The organism is Bradyrhizobium centrosematis, assembly GCF_045571495.1.
Taxonomy (GTDB): domain Bacteria; phylum Pseudomonadota; class Alphaproteobacteria; order Rhizobiales; family Xanthobacteraceae; genus Bradyrhizobium; species Bradyrhizobium centrosematis.
Genome location: NZ_CP120703.1, coordinates 6,385,912 through 6,404,463 on the forward strand (window position 1 = coordinate 6,385,912; position 18,552 = coordinate 6,404,463).

The 18,552-nt window shown below is 58.5% G+C and carries 8 protein-coding genes and 2 pseudogenes; 1 reads left to right on the forward strand and 9 read right to left on the reverse strand.

Going from position 1 to position 18,552, the window contains the following annotated elements:
* Positions 1 to 518: 518 nt before the first annotated feature.
* The 6 genes from P6U31_RS30265 to P6U31_RS30290 form a co-directional block, all read right to left on the reverse strand.
* The gene (locus P6U31_RS30265; protein ID WP_407185335.1) at positions 519 to 1,655 is read right to left on the reverse strand and encodes a M24 family metallopeptidase; all 1,137 of its coding nucleotides are present in this window, start codon (positions 1,653 to 1,655) and stop codon (positions 519 to 521) included.
* Positions 1,656 to 2,412: 757 nt separating this feature from the next.
* The gene (locus P6U31_RS30270) at positions 2,413 to 4,296 is read right to left on the reverse strand and encodes a gamma-glutamyltransferase family protein (protein ID WP_407185336.1); all 1,884 of its coding nucleotides are present in this window, start codon (positions 4,294 to 4,296) and stop codon (positions 2,413 to 2,415) included.
* 251 nt (positions 4,297 to 4,547) lie between these two features.
* The gene (locus tag P6U31_RS30275) at positions 4,548 to 5,852 is read right to left on the reverse strand and encodes a serine hydrolase domain-containing protein (protein WP_407185337.1); all 1,305 of its coding nucleotides are present in this window, start codon (positions 5,850 to 5,852) and stop codon (positions 4,548 to 4,550) included.
* A 100-nt stretch (positions 5,853 to 5,952) separates the two neighbouring features.
* Positions 5,953 to 7,557, reverse strand: a complete 1,605-nt coding sequence (locus tag P6U31_RS30280; protein WP_407185338.1) for an ABC transporter substrate-binding protein — start codon at positions 7,555 to 7,557, stop codon at positions 5,953 to 5,955.
* A gap of 786 nt (positions 7,558 to 8,343) precedes the next feature.
* Positions 8,344 to 9,207 carry a formyltetrahydrofolate deformylase gene (purU, locus tag P6U31_RS30285; RefSeq protein ID WP_407185339.1) on the reverse strand — a complete coding sequence of 288 codons (864 nt, stop codon included), beginning with the start codon at positions 9,205 to 9,207 and terminating at the stop codon, positions 8,344 to 8,346.
* Between the two features lie 61 nt (positions 9,208 to 9,268).
* Positions 9,269 to 11,776, reverse strand: a complete 2,508-nt coding sequence (locus P6U31_RS30290; RefSeq protein ID WP_407185340.1) for an FAD-dependent oxidoreductase — start codon at positions 11,774 to 11,776, stop codon at positions 9,269 to 9,271.
* A gap of 683 nt (positions 11,777 to 12,459) precedes the next feature.
* On the opposite strand from P6U31_RS30290, the pseudogene P6U31_RS30295 reads away from it, so the two are divergent.
* Positions 12,460 to 13,151, forward strand: a pseudogene (locus tag P6U31_RS30295) (IS5 family transposase); the annotation flags it as partial.
* Between the two features lie 169 nt (positions 13,152 to 13,320).
* Here the strand turns inward: P6U31_RS30295 and folD are convergent.
* The 3 genes and pseudogenes from folD to P6U31_RS30310 form a co-directional block, all read right to left on the reverse strand.
* Entirely contained in the window at positions 13,321 to 14,325 is a 1,005-nt protein-coding gene (folD, locus tag P6U31_RS30300; protein ID WP_407185341.1) for a bifunctional methylenetetrahydrofolate dehydrogenase/methenyltetrahydrofolate cyclohydrolase FolD, read from the reverse strand.
* Positions 14,326 to 15,106: 781 nt separating this feature from the next.
* On the reverse strand, positions 15,107 to 16,354 hold the full coding sequence (locus P6U31_RS30305; protein ID WP_407185342.1) for an aromatic ring-hydroxylating oxygenase subunit alpha: 1,248 nt from the start codon (positions 16,352 to 16,354) through the stop codon (positions 15,107 to 15,109).
* Positions 16,355 to 17,001: 647 nt separating this feature from the next.
* Positions 17,002 to 18,309: pseudogene (locus P6U31_RS30310) on the reverse strand (IS5 family transposase).
* Positions 18,310 to 18,552: the final 243 nt, after the last annotated feature.

Below are 18,552 nucleotides of genomic sequence, written 5' to 3' on the forward strand. Positions count from 1 at the left end.
TTGGGCCGGCTAGATCGTTTCGGCGGACTATCGGAGGGCCCTCTCGTGGCGTGGAGAGCCCCCACGAGCGATGGCTGACGAAATCCGCAACTGACCTGACCGCCGCGGGGTCCGGCGGAACATCGTCGGTGCTACAGAGTCCGCTCGCCTCCAGCGACGCGCTGGCGCGCATCAGCGCCGCCGAATCAAAATCGCCAAGGCCTCGCCCTGCTCAACGCTCAGGAGTGGGAGAGTAGCTCGCCGCCTGACCGAAGCCAGGCGCTCGCTTTGCCAGCTTCACCCGCGACGGTACGACGTCCCCCGATCGGCGGCATGACCATCAAGGCCCAACCGGATACGCTCAAACCAAATCGCCAGTCTTACCTGCTGCGCCACGGCTCCTCGTCGCCTTCGCTAGATCCTCACGTCACCTCGCCGAGTAGTTGGTCTTCAAAGGCGGTACGCCTGCTATTGCAGCGAGAGGGAGGTGGTCCGGCTATTTGGCTAGCTCCCCCTCGCCCCCTCAAGAAATCGGCTGGCTAACAGAATAGCTTCCGCTCCATCTTAGTCAGGCGCTTTCCTCCTTCTGGGGTGACGACGATAGTTTCGCTAAAGGACATGCCGCGCGCCGACGTATACATATGGAAGACTTGGTTTTGCTTCAGTTGCCAGTTGCTGTCAGCAAGGAAAACACGCGTGAAGTCACTGAGACGAGGGGCGGCCACAAAACCGAGCGTATAGCCGGTGATACCGGTGTAGTTGTCTCGCAGGCCAGCCGCCAGTATGCCCTCGCGCAGGATCCGATCGACCTCCTTCGCCTCAGCGCCCGGTTTCATGGCACGATACTGCTCATCTTGAATCCTAATCATTGTTTCTGCGGTCCGCATCTGTTCATCGGTTGGTGCGCCAATGGATTTCGGACGTTGCATGCGCGAGCTGTAGCCGCGAAATCGAAGTACCGGCTCCACGTGCACAATGTCGCCCTCCGCTAGCGTGCGATGCCCGAGGGAGGCGTGTAACATTGTGGAGCGAGGTCCTGAAGTCATCACCGCGACGGCCCCATTATCAGCACCACTGCGCCACGCCTCGCTAGTCATGGCTGCAAAGACCTCGCGCTCGCTAACGCCGGCCTGGGCCGCGTCAAACGCTGTGGCTACCATTCGGTCGCAGATCTCGGCCGCGGTCTCGAGGTACGTGAGCTCGAGCGCCGATTTGACCTGCCGCATTTCCCACATGATCCCGGAGAAATCGACCATCCTGGCATTCGGCAGCAGGCTTTCAAGCTCATGAGCTCGGTTGACCGTGAGAAAATTGCTGTCGTACTCTAGCCCGATAGCTGAGGCCCCATATCCTTTAGCCAGGATTGTTTCCGCCACGACCTTGAGCGGGTTTGCGCTGTCGTTGAATGCCACGCATTCGGTGAAGCAGCTCAGCTCACGAAAAATCGGAACATCGAGCGTGCGCAAGACGGCGACCGGCTCTCCATCGATGGGAATGAGAAATGCGTGATACATGGACCCTGTGGACCAGTAACCGCCAAAGTAACCGATATGCTCAAACTGGTTGACGATCAGAAGGTCGACTTGGCGCGCTGCCATTGCAGTGCGCAGTGCCTTCAGCCGAGAATGGAATTCTGCCGCAGGAAAAGGCGGAGGAAGAAGCGGAGGCTGGGTCATGGAATCGATCCTGTTTGTCTAAGTGAACGGACGTTTGTCTAAGCCGGAACCGAGAGAGCATCGTTTGCACGAACCGGCCCTTCAGTTGTTTCGACGTGAACTTGCGTTAGCCCTGCAAATGCTGTTCAGGCGCAGGATCGTTGATCCTTCCGAGATTACTATGATGTCGATTATCGCTTTCCGCTATAACAGCAGCCATCCGGCGCGGGATCTTCTTACGGCACATGCCCGAACGTAGAGGCGCCTTGTTTCTGGAAGCATTCATTTCTCGACGGGTTTGGGGTGGCTCCGGTTGACAGCATTCTCAATTCTTACCGCCGCTACTATTTGGGGTCGCCGCAAATTTCCTTTCTGGATGCAGAGATGCATACCTTTTGCGCACAATTCTGCACAATTCCTGCATGGGTACTTGCCGCAAGTTGTTCCTTTGAACGGCGAGGGCTCACCGTCGTTAGCTCAAGATGAGGTTCTTTGCAGGAGTGCAAGAGGAAGGCACGTCCGGTTGGGCTGACATGCTCAGGTCAACCAGCACACACGCCCGCAGGGCAAGTGACCGGCGGCAGCTCGGAAGGGATGGCTAGCCGAATTCCAAAACAAATTTTGGCTGAATCCGACGCAGAAACTTCTGCAAAAGATTGGGGTCGGCCAGCTGATCCGACGTTCGGCGTACTGACGCTTACTTTTGCACGAGGCGTGAGGTCTTAGGCGCGCGACGCATTTCCTACGACAGGTCGTCAGCTCTTCCAGTACCCGCGTGCTACCACCCAAGCGCGTAGGCGGCGGCTCGTCGCGGATCGGCGCCGCATTCCAGGACGCCTCTATCGCGATCATGGCGAACGAGACACACGCCGCCGGCGCGCCATAAACGATCTGGCCATAAGACGACCCTATGACCGAGTTTTGACAATACGTCGGCTGTCGCCTCGGAAAACCGCCCTTCCAGACACAGCCGGCCAGGAAATGCGGCGTGCGGTGCGAACGAATCAGGGTGACTATAAGTAATGAATCGCGGCGCCTCGACGGCCGTCTGAGGATCCATTCCAAAGATCGATATATTGAGCAATACTTGTAGCACCGCCTGGACCTGACTGTCGCCGCCCGGGCTGCCGATGGGCATCGTCATCTTGCCCTTGCGAAAAACCATCGCGGGGTTCGGCGTGAGCCTCGGGCGTTTGCCCGGCGCGATGGATGATGGATGATCAGGATTTGCCCACGATTGCGAGCCGCGCGACGAAGGAGCGAGGCCGGTTCCAGGAATGACAATTGTATCGCTGCAGGTGTCGCTCGGGCAAATGGAAATTGCGTTTCCATGTCCGTCGACGACGGCGACATGCGATGTATCGAACGGCCCATCATCGCTCTCATGGTGAGCAACTGTGGAGCTGCTGACGTTGTTTCCAGCTGGTGGAAGTTCTGGCCATGCCCTATCTTTTCGGATCAACATTCGGCGCATCTCGGCGTATGCCGGCGACAGCAGCATGTCGGCGGGCACATGGATTACGTCGGGATCTCCGTAGAATGCTTCGCGGTCGGCAAACACAAGCTTGAGTGCTTCGGCGACGACATGAACGTACTCGGCCTCATTGTGGCCGAGAGAACGAAGATCAAAGCCCGCCAGGATATTGATCGCCTGCAGCAAGGCCGGACCCTGACTCCAGAATCCGCACGAGTGCACGTCTAGATCCCCTAACTTGGTCGACACGGTCGGAGCCAGCTTGACGCGGTATGTCGCCATGTCCTGCTCGGTAAGTAACCCACCATTCTCTGCATGAAAGTTCGTGATTGCGCGCATAAGGTCGCCGCGGTAAAAAGCATCTCGGGCCGCCTGCAGCCCACTGATCCGGTCGCCGCCACGGTTGATGGCGGCAGCTTCCTCGTCAATCATGTATTGCAGACTTCGCGCTAGATCGCGTTGGATGAAGATATCTCCGACAGCCGGGCTTATTCCTTCCGGGAGATAGATTTCACGATTCGAGGGCCAGCGCGCATTCTTGTGCGCCACGAGTTGAAGCTGCTCAGCCAAGAAGGGATACATTACAAACCCTTCTCGCGCGAAGCGTACCGCGAAGCTCGCGACGTCTCCGAATGACATCGTTCCGTAGCGTTTGAGGGCTTCAAGCCAAGCCGCAGGCGCGGCGGGGATTACCGTCCGCAATATGCCTTCGGGTACTTGGCCCTCATGCTGACGCAAGAATAACTCACAACTCGCCTTCGCGGGCCATTGCCCGACGCCATCGATGGACACGAGTTCGGCTATATCCGCCACCCAAATGATCATGGGCGCGACGCCGGCGATGTTCACCTGATCACTGTGTACGACCCCTAGCACAAGGCCTGCGGCCACGCCCGCATCAATCGCGTTACCGCCTGCCTGCAAAATCTCGAATCCAGCGTGCGACGCAAGATAATGCCCGCTGGAGATCGCGTGCCGGCGAGCCGAAATTACCGGTCGCCACGCTTTGAATGCGCTCTGCTGGCTTGACCCTGTTGCTGAATCCGCGGAGCCCGTGGAATTCATGGATGGCATTTTTAAACTCCAAACTTTCAGGGCAGCGGTGCTTCGGAACCGCGCCGTTTTACGCGCGTGCGGATAAAGATGATCGAAAGTAACGTAAACACACTTCTGGCCGATATCCTTCACGCGAACATTCCGGAGATGTTAGCCCGCGGATCTTAGAGTCGGGGGTAGTGCTCGAGCCATTCGCTCGCCTGCCGCTGGATCTCAAATTGGTCAAACTGGCGAAATCAGTCGCAGGCTTATCCCTCAAGTTTTTCCACGTAACACGTATCCAAGGACACCACCCTGATCCCGTAACCGAACATGCCTGAACTCACAGACCATCGTCATGCGGTTAAGGAGGAGCGCAACTCCATGCTTACTCATCCACCAGATTATTCGCGCAGCATTCGCCCCAATGCCAGCATCTGCGGCACGCTGATTGTGTCGCTGTGGCCTGCCGATGCCAGGGGGTGCGATGCAAAGCGCGCGATTACCATCTCCGCCTTCGGCGCGACATAAAGGCGTTGCGCGTGCTGGCCCCGTGCCTCGATCGCGCCCAACTCGTTGTGCGACACCCACCACATACTGCGGTACGAGTAGCCGGGCAGTCCTTTGTAGGGGAACTTGGCGGGGTCGCCGCCCCTTTGCACGTCGTGCACGACGGACGCGGGAATGAGCTGCTTACCGTTCCATTCGCCCTCACGCCGGATCAACTCGCCAAACCGCGCGAGGTCGCGGAGGGCCGCATTCAGGCCGCCGCCCGCCGCCGGCATGCCGGCCGGATCGACGATGACATAGCCGTCCTCCTCGCAGCCGAGCGGCGCCCACAGACGCTCGTGCAGCAGTTGTGCAAACGAGCGGCCGGTCACACGCGACACGACCCAGGCCATCACTTCGGTGTTGACGGTCTTGTAAGCAAAGACTTCGCCGTGTGTACCTTGCTTGCGAACGGTCCTCAGGTAGTCGCATAAGGTCTGTGGGCCGACGTAGCCAGCGGGCCGCGGCCGCCGACCGCTGGCGATCCTATACGCCCAGACATCGGAGCGATCGTCCGTGTACTCTTCGGTATGCGCCAGACCGGTCTGCATGTCCATCACCTGACGCAGCGTGGCATCCTCCCACGCCGTGCCCCGCAACTCCGGCAGGTAGTGCGGGATCATCTTCGCGTCGTCGAGTACGCCTTCGTGCACGAATGCCGCCGTCAGCGTACCCGTGTACGACTTCGTGACTGAGTAGCACGCATGCGGCAGCTGCGACTGGAGCGCGCCGAAGTAGCGCTCGTAGACGATGCGCCCGCGATGCAGCACCACGATGCCATCGGCGTAGGTGTCGAACAGCGCCTCGTCGAAGCGGCGAATGCGGCCATCCTTATCTGCAAACGTGAGCGCGTCGATCTCGGCGGATTTGTCGCTGCGTTCGAACTGCGAAGGCATGCCCTGCCCACGCCACACGTTCACCGTCGCTACGAGCTCGCGCATGTGCGACAGCGACCAGCGCTTCTGCGGGAAATCGAACGAAGTGTCGCTCTCGAATGTGACGCGCCTATCTTCGGGCGGCGGCGCACCACACATCCAGCCAAGTTCGCGCGGATCGGAGGCGCGGCCGTCGAGGTAGCGCTTGCCCTCGAACTCGAGCGTGCCTTCCTCGACGTTATCAAGGGGTGCACGCGGTTCAATCTCTGTCACGACCTTGCTCACGTTTTAGTCCTTTACGAAGCGCGATAATAGTCGGCCGTGCAAGCGTTTAATAAGAGCCCGGCGGTCGATCCTGCACAGGATGTAAGCGGCAATCGTGCCGTCAGGTCTTGTACATGTTCCACATTGGATTAACCGCGGGCATCTCGATCAGGCCGGCGAGCGTCGTGCGCCGCGCGATTGGCGAAACATACTGACCCAGCAGAATGTCGCCGACGAAGTCCCACCACACGCGCTGCATCTGGCAGGCCAGCGCTTTGCGCTCGTCGAGCGTTTCGACATCGGCCCATCTGGCTCGAAGAGCCTCATACTCTTCGCTACTCGGCCAGCCGTACCAGCCCCTGTCGCCATTCGCGAGCAAAGCAGGGTTCCCAAGCGGATCGGTGCGGGAGAAACCGGATTCGCTCGTGATGAAGATGTTCCAGCCACCGTTCTCTATGGAGCCCTTGTTAGCACGGCGTGCGACAACCCCGCCCCAGTCGCTCGGCGCGAGTTCGGCAAATATGCCTATTTTTCGCAGTGAAGCCGCTAGAAGCTGCACGGCATTGTCGAACGCGGGCAGATTCGTGGGCTGGAGAATGACAATTTTCTCGCCGGCATATCCGGCCTCCTTGAAGAGCTGTTTGGCCTTTTCCGGATCGCCACCTTTCTTGTACCATCCCGTGTTTTCATCGTTGGAATAGGGCGTGCCATTTCCGAATATCGACGTGACGGTTTGGAAGTATTTTGGATCGCCAATCGCCGCGCGCATGAACACCTCCTGATCGACGAGGTGAAGCATGGCCTGACGCGCCTTCACGTTGTCGAACGGCTTCCGCAAACAGTTCAACCGCAGGTGCATGACCGAACCTGTCTTATTTCGGACCTGGAGTGCAAGATCGGGATCGCTCTCGATCGCCGAGTATAAATCGGCGGGCGGCCCCTCAACGTAATCAATCTCGCCGCGCCGTAAGGCCGCTATCGCAGTATGCTGATCAGCGATATTGTCCCAGATGACCCGATCCACGTTGACGAGCTTCCCGCCGGCGAACCCATCGGCCGGTTCACTGCGCGGCACGTATTTCTCGTTGCGGTCATAGGCGAAGCTGACCCCCGGCTTGGCGAGAGCTTCGTTGAACTTGAACGGCCCAGATCCGATGTTCGCGGTCACCTGCTCGGTTGGGGGCCGCTTTGCGTCCTTCTCGCGCATGATGAACAAGTCCGGCGACGAGTATCTCCCGAGGATCTCGGTCAGAAGCCCAAGCGGCTCCTTGAGCGCGATCGTGAAAGTCTTGTCATCTTTCTTCGAGATATCCTTGGCCCGCTCCATGATCAGTTGTCCGCCGGCCGCTATCTGAGCCCAGCGATGGATTGAGGCCACACAGTCCGCGGCCATGACAGGGGTGCCATCGTGCCAACCCAGACCATCGCGCAGCTCGAACGTGTAGGTCTTCTTGTCGTCGGAAACACCCCACTTCCCCACCATTTGCGGCTGCGGCATGAACTTGGAGTCAAGCGCGAACAACGTGTCGTAAACCGCCAAGCCATGGTCCTGGGTTATAACAGCTGTCGTAAAGATCGGATCGAAGATCCGCAGGTCGCTTGCCTTCACCATGCGGACCGTCCGCGTGGCGGTTGGGGCTGTCTGTGCCGGCAGGACCGAAGGGATCGATAAACCGGCTCCCGCCACTAGGCTCGCCTTCATGAGGTCGCGTCGCGAGATTGTCATGTACTTCAACTTCCTCCCACTTGGCACCTGCTTCGATGTTATTGCGGGTTCTCTTCAGACTCTCCGCAATTCTCCGCCTTTAGACGCAAAAACCTGACCGTCTTGCGTAGATTCTGCAGGAATTCTGCGTCAGGCTCGCAGGCGCTGAGTCATCGACAAGCTGCTCGGTTTCATGCCAGCCGAGACCAGCTTGTCGCGGAGCGCCTGAGCGATGGCCAACGGCCGCCTGCTTATCGCCGTGGACACAGATGAATTTCGCTTCAAGGTCGCCATCGTGCTCTCGGTACTTCTGTCTCAATCGTCGCACTATCCGCCACTAATTAGAATTCCGCAGCGAAAAGCTGGCACCGCAATCTCATACGGGTTAGCAATCCGCTCGAACGGGTCAACGACGAGATCAAAGCTTAACCGAGATAGTCGGCCTTTCCGCAATGAGGACTCTATCAGCCGCCCGCCGGCAACCTGCTCGAGCAAAACGACGAGTGGCTCCGGCCGAAGTCGGCGAACGGGGTGACTGCTCTCCGCGACAACCACGCGCGGGATCCCAGGCTCAAACGCATGAACCACTTGCGCGACATGATACGAATGTTGCCAAATGGAGGACAGTAGGTTTTCGAGCCAATGTCGTCTCAATGGGTTGGCGTGCAACCCTGGCGCGAAGCGGGGAGCGTCCCTTCTCGTACTATTCCGATAGAGGTGACACGACCTAGGACGAGGCGACCTGAAGGGTCTTGGGCAGCATAAGGGCAACTTGATAGATTCGGCTCTTGCCGGTTACAGCTCCGGTCAACCGGTGAAGACGACAGTCTTCTTACGATTGAGCACCACGCGATCCTCAAGATGATGGCGCACCGCGCTGGCGAGTACCCGCCGCTCTATGTCGCGCCCTTTGCGCACGAGATCATCGGGAGTATCTCGATGCGAGATCCGCTCGACATCCTGCTCAATAATCGGGCCCTCGTCGAGATCGGAGGTGACATAATGGGCTGTCGCACCGATCAATTTCACACCCCGCTCATGGGCCTGATGATAAGGCTTGGATCCTTTGAAGCCTGGCAGAAACGAGTGATGAATGTTGATGCAGCGCCCCGCCAACTTTGCCGACAGCCCATCGGACAGAATCTGCATGTAGCGCGCGAGGATAACGAGGTCTGTGTTAGTCTCCTGGACGAGCTGCCAGATTCGCCCCTCTTGCTCCATTTTCGTCTGCTTGGTGATGGGGAAATGGTGGAAGGGCAGCCCGCCTAGATCAGTGGAAGCCAGATGCTCCTGGTCGTGATTGGAAACGATCGCCGTCACTTCCATGGCCAGTTCGCCGATGCGCCAGCGGTAAAGCAAATCCGCCAGACAATGGTCGAATTTCGAAACGAGTAACATAGTACGTTTTTTTGCGGAGCTTTTCCGCAAAGTGAATGTCATGGCGACACGCTTCGCGAGTTCCTCAATCGACGCAGCGATTTCCGCCTCCGATCTAGCCTGCTCAAGGCGATCGAAGACAACGCGCATGAAGAATTGGCCTGTCTCGGTGTCGTCAAACTGCTGAGCATCGAGGATATTGCAACCAGCTTCAAACAAAAGACTTGAGACCGCCGACACGATGCCTGGACGATCGGGGCAGGACAAAACGAGGACCATGGAGCGGTCTGACATTGCTGTTACCGCCCGACGGCGGCCTCTCGTGGATTTGGCTGAAACAAAAGAGGGTTGGAAGTTATCCTTCGGAGCGTGCTGTGAGCAGCTCTTGGGCGACCAAGTCTTGGATCTTACGATACTCGCCCTTTACTCTGGTGCGGTTTGAGTCGTAGAAAGCGCGAAGGGACGCGATGGCGGCGTGCCGTTCACCCGCGATTTCTATTTCAAAGGATCCTTTGGCCAGCCATTCGGCAGTCACTCCGTGCTCCGAGCGTAGATATCCCATACCGACACCGCAGCCCAAGGTATGGCCGAAGCCCGCGGAACGCAGGTAGCCGACGAGCGATCCATTGCGCCAGACAGGCTCCGTTCCGAACATCAACGGCGCCGCCCGGGGCGCGGCCAATTGCACAAGCCGTCGGTGCGGGACCTGCCCACGCTGCGACTCAAGAACCGCCCGCCCGATGAAATTCTCAGCCTTGTTCCAGGCGACCGTAAAGCCCAATCCCGCTTCGAGCGGAGAATCCTCATCACTTACATCCGCGCCCCAGTCGCGGTAACCCGCCTCAAGACGCAACGTATTCAGCGCCACGTAACCAGCGTGGCGCAGACCGAGGTCGCCTCCCGCGGCGATAAGCGCATCGTAGACACCCAGTGCCTGTTCAGTCGGAACGTGCAGCTCCCACCCAAGCTCTCCCACAAAGGTCATGCGGAAAGCGAGCGCCATGCCATAGCCAATCTCGACTTCTCGGGCTGCAGCGAAAGGGAAGGCAGCGTCAGAAAAATCCGCCGGACTCACGCGCATAAGCAGCTCTCGCGAGCGCGGGCCCATGACGGAAAGGCACGTGTATCCCGACGAGACGTCGGTCGCGAATACGTGTCCGGCACCTTTTGCATGCTTTCGCAGCCAAGCGAGATCCCGGATGCGCTGCACCGCCGCAGTCACTACTAAAAACTCCTCATCACCGGTTCGTGCGATCGTAACGTCGGACTCCATGCCACCCCGCTCGTTAAGCCACGGCGTGTACACAATGCGACCAACCGGAACATCAACGTCATTGGTGGAGAGGCGCTGGAGAAGGGCTAGCGCATCACGGCCTTGTACCAGCAGGTGCGCGAATGAAGTCTGATCAAACAGCGTGACCCCGGAACGAGTTGCCTCGTGCTCCGCCGCACTCGCCTTGAACCAGTCGTCGCGAGCGAACGTGGCGCGGGCGTTCGCCGGGGTCTCGGGCGCACCAAACCATTGGGCCCGCTCCCACCCAGCAGCCTCGCCGAACTTCGCGCCAGCGGCTGCCAATCGATCGTGCAGCGGCGAGACGCGCACTCTGCGAGCAGTCTCCGGCGACTTATGAGGCCAATGCAAAGCGTAAAGTAGCCCAACTGCCTCTCCCGTCCGATCGCGCAGATATCGTCGATTGCGCTGGAATGGCATGGCGCGTCGCACGTCCATTTCCCAGTAGTCACTGGCGGGCATACCAGTCGACATCCAGTCAGCCATTACCTTGCCGGCGCCGCCAGACGACTCGATCCCGCACGAATTAAAGCCCGAGGCGACATAGAGCCCATCGATGTCGGGCGCAGGCCCTAACAGGAATCGATTGTCGGGCGTAAAACTCTCCGGGCCATTGAAGTTCAGCTGCAGCCCCACATTTTCCAGCGCCGGCATACGTCGCAAGGCATTGGCAAGGTGAGGCTCGATATGTTCGAAGTCGTCGGGCAAAGAATCGAAACTGAACTCACGCGGAATCCCCTCCATGCCCCAAGGCTTCCCCTTAGGTTCGAAGAAACCTACAAGCAATTTGCCGGCATCTTCTTTTGCGTAGAAACACGCATCAAGATCACGGACGGTGGGAGTATCGGGCAACAAACCCGCAATGGACTCTGTCACGACGTAAAAGTGCTCTGCCGCGTGCAACGGCACCGTCCAATTCAGCTCGGCAGCCAACTCCCGGCTCCACATCCCCGCGCAGATCACGACCTTTTCCGTGCGCACGACTCCTTCCGCGGTCTCAATACCGGAAATCTTTCCTTCTTTGAGCAGGACGCGCGTCACAGGAGTCCGCTCCAAGATTCTCGCCCCTCCCTGCCGCGCGCCCGCTGCGAAAGCGCGCGCCGTGTCCACCGGATTCGTCTTGCCATCGGAGGGGATCCACGCCGCACCAAGTACATCTGCCACGTCGAGCAAGGGCATGCGTCGCTTGGTTTCGGCTGCATCGATAATCTCGACATCGAGGCCAAAGGAACGCCCCATTGACGCACCTCGATTAAGCTCCTCGAGCCGCTCGGGCGTCGCCGCGACGGTAATCGACCCACATTGCCGAAATCCGGTGTGCTGCCCCGTCAGCTCTTCAAGTTCTCGGAAGAGCCCCGCGGTGTACTGAGCCAGTTTAGCCATGTTCTCACTGGCTCGAAGCTGAGTAACCAAGCCGGCCGCGTGCCAAGTGGTCCCGCAGGTCAGCTGATCGCGCTCGAGCAGCAGAACATCGCGATGTCCGAGCCGAGTGAGGTGATAGGCGATGGACAAGCCAATGATACCACCGCCGATAATGACGTATTCCGCGTGGGAGGGCAGCTTGCTTTGCATTCTACGACTCAGAAAAAAAGACTACAGGGACGTGTGGGCTAGCCAGCATCAGTGTGGTTGCCAGCGTTGACGCGCTCATAGGCACCGAACATACCGAAGTTGGTTGTGTGGCGCGTCGGAGCAAGTTGCGCGATTTCGAGCGAATCAACATGATTGCCGCGCAGGACCCGCTTACCAGCGAATAAGGGTGGCGCAGCCCAAGGCGTTCAAATGCAGGCAAAATCGACCACCTTTCCGCGCATTTCCTTCCGTGACTTGGGTCAACGAGGAAGCTGAATCTGTCCGCCATATTATCGAGCTCGAGATCCGAATTTAATCAATGTGGGGCTTCGCGCAGCAGGAAGTCTGCGCGTGACCGATAAAGCGTGAAGCTTTTGTATCGTCCACCGCGGCACTCACACCGCCCACATAGGTAAGCTAAGGCTGGAAACGATCGGATCGGCGGGGCGCATCGATGTGTTCGCAGACGGTTAGATCGCCAATCGGCATTAGCTCGAAAAGCGACCGGGGTCCTGGAGCATCCCGCTTCGACATCACGCACGCTCGCCGCGTGGCGTGATGTGCCCTGGCACGCAATTCTACAGAATTCCGGCTTTGCAGGAGAGCTCTAGGGTCTGTACTCAATAGGGATTCCCGCTGAGGCGGAGTTGTGATTCAAGACCTCCGAGTCGAAGGGGGGCTTGATGGGGCAAAAGCTATATTGGCTGAGTGAGGCGGAGTGGAAGCGGATTGAACCGCTGTTGCCAAGTGGGCGGCGCGGCGCCCATCGCGTGGATGACCGACGCGTGATCAGCGGGATCCTCCACATGCTGCGATCGGGCGCACGCTGGCGAGACTGCCCGGCAGATTACGGCCCCTACACGACCATCTATAACCGCTTCAATCGCTGGAGCCGCCAAGGCGTGTGGGGCAATATTTTCTACGCCTTGACTGGCTCAACCAGCCGGGTCGGGACAATGTCCATCGACGCGACCCACATCAAAGCCCACCGCTCGGCGGCGGGCGCAAAAGGGGGGACTTCCAGCAGGCGGTCGGCCGCTCGCGAGGCGGACGCACCACCAAAATCCACGCGCTGACCGAGGATTATGGACGTCCGATCGCCTTCGTGATCACGCCTGGCAACTGCCATGACCTCACGGCGGCGCGCGATCTGCTGCCTGCCGTCTCACCTGCTCGACGATTGCTTGCTGACAGGGCCTATGACGCCAATAGCCTGCGTGAGTGGTTGGCCGAGCGCGGAACAAAGGCAGTAATTCCGCCCAACCCAACTCGCAAGCATCCGCACCGGTACGACGTGAAGGCCTACAAAGGACGCAATCTCATCGAACGCATGTTTTGCCGCCTCAAGGACTTCAGGCGGATTGCGACCCGCTACGACAAGCGAGCCGACAACTTCCTCTCGGCCATCCTCTTGGTCGCCGCCGTTACTTGGTGGATCAATTGAGTCCGGACCCTAGTTCGCGTCAATATTCCTACTAATCTCGAGCGGCTTGCGCCGGCCAATGCAAACACATCTTTCTCATAATTGGCACATTGCAGGTCAATCAGCAGAACAAGCCAGGCGCAGAACCATCGACCATGTCGCAGTTCTTGAGATCGTTCTGCGAATTGAGTTGTACGAGCTTGTTTTCGGAGTCGCATGGCCAAACGCGTTGGCTTTCAGGATGACTATCCACCAATGACAACCGCCGGCGGGACACCGCCGCGCTAACGGTGTTCGCGAGCAAATAAGCTACAGTCATCGGCCCCACCCCGCCTGGTACTGGCGTTATGTAGCTTGCGCGCTTGCTCGCCTCAGTGAAGGCTACATCTCCGACTAGCTTAGCGGTGCCGGCCGAATCCATCGCACGATTGATGCCGACATCTATAACGATCGCCCCCTGCTTGAGCCAATCGCCCCGCACCAGACCCGCGCAGCCGGCGGCAGCGACGACAATGTCAGCCTTTCGACAGAGGTCCGGCAGATCTCGCGTCTGAAGCTGCGCGCTGGTCACGGTACACCCGGCGTCGCCAAGCAGAAGTCCAAGAGGTTTTCCGACAATGTTTGAGCGACCAATGACAACAACGTCCAGCCCGTTCAAATCGCTCACGACCGTCTTGATGAGATGGACAACCCCGAGCGGTGTGCAAGGGGCGAGAGCAGGCCGCCCCACTGCCAATCGGCCAGCATTGTAGGGATGAAAGCCATCGACGTCCTTGGCCGGATCGATGGTCTCCAGGACCCGCCAACGGTCAATGTGCTCGGGCAGCGGAAGCTGAACCAAGATGCCGTCGATGGTATCATCAACGTTGAGCTCCTCGATCAGCCGCAGCAGCTTGGCCTCGTCAACGTTACTCGGCAGCAGGAATTGTTGAGACTTGAACCCCACCGCCTGAGCCTGTTTGGCTTTCGTTTTCACATAGACCGCGCTGGCCGGATTCTCCCCCACCAATACGACGGCCAAGCCCGGGATAACGTTGAATTCGCGTCGGAGCAACGCCAGATCACGGGCCACGTGGACCCGAATAGCCTCCGCGATCGCCTTTCCGTCTATTTGGATAGCATTCATGATAGATACCTGAGGATTTGCGTCGAGTTCGCTCTTGCAGTAGCGGCGACCACGATTTTTCGTCGCCTGCCATCGGCGAGCGTGACGAACTATTATTGATGCATTCAAGATAGACTCGTCAGAGGCGGCTATTTCGCAGCTTTCTTGTAAATCGAAGGATTTACTGCATCACAGAGAGGCTTCGCGGTGAATTTCAGCTCAGGTCTGGAAGCGATGCCTATGTGGTGCGTCGGATAGACCTCGACATTCGCCCGATTTTGTAGAAGATTGCGGATGTACAATCCCGTGCAGCGAGGCCCTTTCATTTGCTTCACGAGGACGCGCATGCGGCGCTCACCCCTCCCTTCTCTATTCTGCAATTCTGTCGAGATATCAATTAAGGAGCAGGAACCGCCTTCGAATGTCGCACTTTTGCGTCACGCCTGATCGTATCGCCAAAATCGTGGGCATTCCACACAGCCACGGGAATGAAGAACTCAGCTGAGACGTGATCGCGGACGAGTTCCCCAGGGCCCGACTTCTCCACTTAAGGAGCCTATGGCAGAAGCGAGCGCAACCGCTACGTTCGGCCGTCGAGCGTCTGGACCGGCTTGATCATGGTACGCCTTGCTTGCTCAAGGGCTTTCGCCTCGGCAAAAACTTCCAGCGTCCTCCCAGGTGTCGCCGCTCCGTGACTTACCCTCTGGTTGACAGAATTCACCATCACCGCTGATGCGCTTTGCTTATCGGAAAAGATGAATTGTGCGGCAGCTCGCAGACATGTCTATCGCCTCGTCACGTCCTACGCGGCGGCGGCTTTGTGGTTCGTAGCAAGATCGAGATATTTCCGAGCTTCCGCGCAATACCAGTCGGCATAACGTATGAGCATCGTCTCTGCCTCCTGCGAGTAGGGACCTGGCCGATATCCCTTGCCATTCACGCCTCGCTGGTTCACCTCGGAAAGATCTTTGTCCTCTTGGTTGGTTTTTGCCCAAAGCGTGGTGAGTCCATCGAGGGTGTAATCGACGCCTTCTTTCGCATCCTTGTGGACAAACATTTTCCAGGTGACGACGGTCTCCTGAGCCGCTGTCGGCATAGCACTGAACGTAACAACGTAATCGCAAAGCGCGTGCAAATAGGCATGCGGGTTTAGGGACCAGCGAAACCAGCCGATCTCCGGCTCGCAGAGCAGTTTGCTGACCGAAGGTTTTCCGTCTATTGTAAGCGAGCTGCAGCCTGCCTTGAGTGGAAAGCGATGCGCGCGCCACCAGTCCCCTGCCACAGCATTGAGCGGCTCTCCTGGCGCTTGACCCGTCGCTACTCCAGCGGCGGCCATGCGGGCCGCGAATTCATCCGCAACCGGACGCCAGCTATTGATATCTCGGCGGGTCGCGAACGGGTAGGCCGAGGAGGTAAGGCTCGCATGACCCACCGCGCAGTGATAGCATTCATTTGCATTTTCGAGGACGAGCTTCCAGTTCGCCCGCTCCACGAGAGTGGCCTCATACGCAAGCTTGACATTCGTGAGGTGGCTTGGGGCCATCATCGGCCCGACCTTCTCTCTGAATTCGTCGAAGGGCGGCGGCTCCTCTGCAACGCAAACATAGATGGTCCCGGCGACCGCTTCGACGTGAATCGGTAACAGATGGACGCTCTTACGATCGAAGCTCTCTTGCATCCTGCCGGCCCCCTGCAATGAACCGTCGAGCCGATATGTCCATTGGTGATAGGGACAAACGAGCCGCGATTTGCGGCCATATCCCGTCTCGCAAATTTGCGCACCACGGTGGCGACAAGTGTTGTGAAAAGCTCGCAATTCTCCATTATCATTGCGAACCACTACGATGGGAGAGCGCCCGATCGTCGTAGCCAAGTAACTCCCAGGGACCGGAAGCTCAGCCTCCAGCCCAACGAAGAACCAACAGCGCGCGTGGATGGCCTCCAGATCGAACTCGAATATTTCCGGATCCGTGTAGAATTCCTGCGGAAAGCTGTATCCCGGGACCCGAGCGTCGAGAAGCCGACTAATCCGTTTCAGGTCAATCATCATTCAGTCTCCTTCTCTTGGCTCGCGAAGCGACTGGATTGAGAACTTCGCAAATGGGCGGAACTTCTACCTCTTTGATATCTGAGGCCGGCCGCCGTGCACATGATCGAACCCATGAGAGTACGTAGGGAGCCATCCTCTAGCATTCATTCAAAGCTCTTCCCAAAGCTCGCCGGCACACCGCTCAAAGCCAGTGACACCGCCGAACGGAACCCTCTTCTTTGTTGTATTCTACTGAGTGGCATGAGCCGAATTTTCCCTAATTTTGGCCGTCCGTTGCCGAAATTCTGCGGATCAGGCAAAGCTTTCAAGTGTACTCGTCGATGGTGAGTTCAAAGCAGAGATGGCGATTCGAAACCTAGCTCGGCTAGTCGCCGTTGAGCCGCTCACACGGGACTCGCAATGACTCATTCCAGTGTATCTTCATTCCAGGCGAGATATCCGTCCTGGAGTATGGGCACGCGATCGGAGCGGGGCCGCCTCTGACGCTCCCGTGAGAGGATAGGTGTTGTAAACAAGTGTTGCCCGGACCTGGCCTTGTGTGGAGCTGTTGTCACGACGAACGTCGATTGCGCCGAAAGCAATATAGTCACCGTGAAGATTCCCGGTTTAGGTTGGAGCAGCGGCTTGGCGAAGAGTGCGGCCAGGATTTAATGCAACAAATGTCTGAGCCAGCGGAGAAGACGGCGGAAGTTGTAGCCGAGGGTGGCAAACAGGGCGTTGTTGGGATCACCTTGCTTGAACCAGAAATAGTTGCGTTCCATGCGGTGCTCGGCCTTGAGATGGGCGATGACAGGCTCGATCGCGGACCTACGGCGCTTGTTTCGCTTGATGGACGGCGTGACGCCTCGTTTTTGGCCCGAGATGAAGACCCTGAACTTGTAGTCTGGCGGCGCGTTGTGGCCGCGATATCCCTTGTCGAGGAGAAGCTCCTGGATGATGTTCCCGACGAGCTCCTCCATGTCTGGAATCAAGGTTTGCAGCGTAGTATGACCGTCATAGGGATTGCCCGGCAGCGCCTTGATATGAGTGACGAACTGGCCGCCCTAGGCGTCGCTGAGGGTGCTTGCGACGGAGACCTCGACGCCGAACTCGTAAGGGCGATGGGCCGTCTTGCCGATGCATTCGACGTCCGGCGCATGCAGCGAATAGACCTTCGGCTCCGCGCTGGCCTTGCCGCTGTTCGTGGACGCGGCGCGTCAGCAATAACAGCTTGGAGAACCTCTCCTCTAGCACAGCTTCGCCTACAACTAGCGGCAGATGCCGCGCATCAACCGGCCGAGATGGTCCGCAACGTCTTCGCCCGCCTGGCACGCTTGAACTTCTTGGCATATTAGCGTTGGTGCTTGATCAGGGCGAACTTGCCCCACCCTCGCATGGGGCTGGCGTAAATCCACCCCGTGAGCTGCGCCAGCCCACCAGCTTCTCGCGCGCCCGGTTCAGGAGCTTCGCATTGGTCGACAACATCACGTTCTTGGGCTGCACCGTCGTGTCGACGATCACCCGGGAGAGCTCGGACGAATTGATCGCCTTCGTCTTGACGGCAACCGACAGATTCTCCTGCAGCAGGGCCTGAAGCCGCTCCTCGCCCATCCGGTTGCGCCAGCGCGTCAAATCGAACACCAGCCGGTCTGGAAAAACTCCTCGCCGCAGAAGAACTGGTAATAGGAGTTCTCCACCCATTGCTCGCACAGCACTCGTCGGGACAGATCACAGATGTGCTTGAGGATCGCGAGCGGCCATCAGGCGTGTCGGCAGCGGCGGCTGGCCGGGGCCGTCCGGGACCGCTCCGAACTTCCGGTCAAGGAAACCCCAATCCGCCGTGCGCGCCGCTTCGCCAGCGCGTGCTCCATGTCGATGATCTGATCGAGCCGGGAGCGAAAACAGGGCTCACAGGTCTCGCGCCGCTCCCGTGGCCGCGTCCACCTCCGCCCCGCGCACTCTGACGAGCAGAGAATCACGACCGCCGATTCGACGGTTTCCCTCATTCGATTTTGCAAGGAAATCGGCCACGCTATCGCGATTGCCAGCAATCGCAGGCGCCCCTTGAATTAGCTTCAGCCTGTTCGCACTCCACGGGGGACAATATAGCTTCTCAATCTGTCGGCCGTCGTCGACGCTGCTTTTCTCCCGAAGCCAACATGACTAGACCTTTATAGATATTTGGCCGCTGATGAACACGTGTTTGATAAACGGCGACG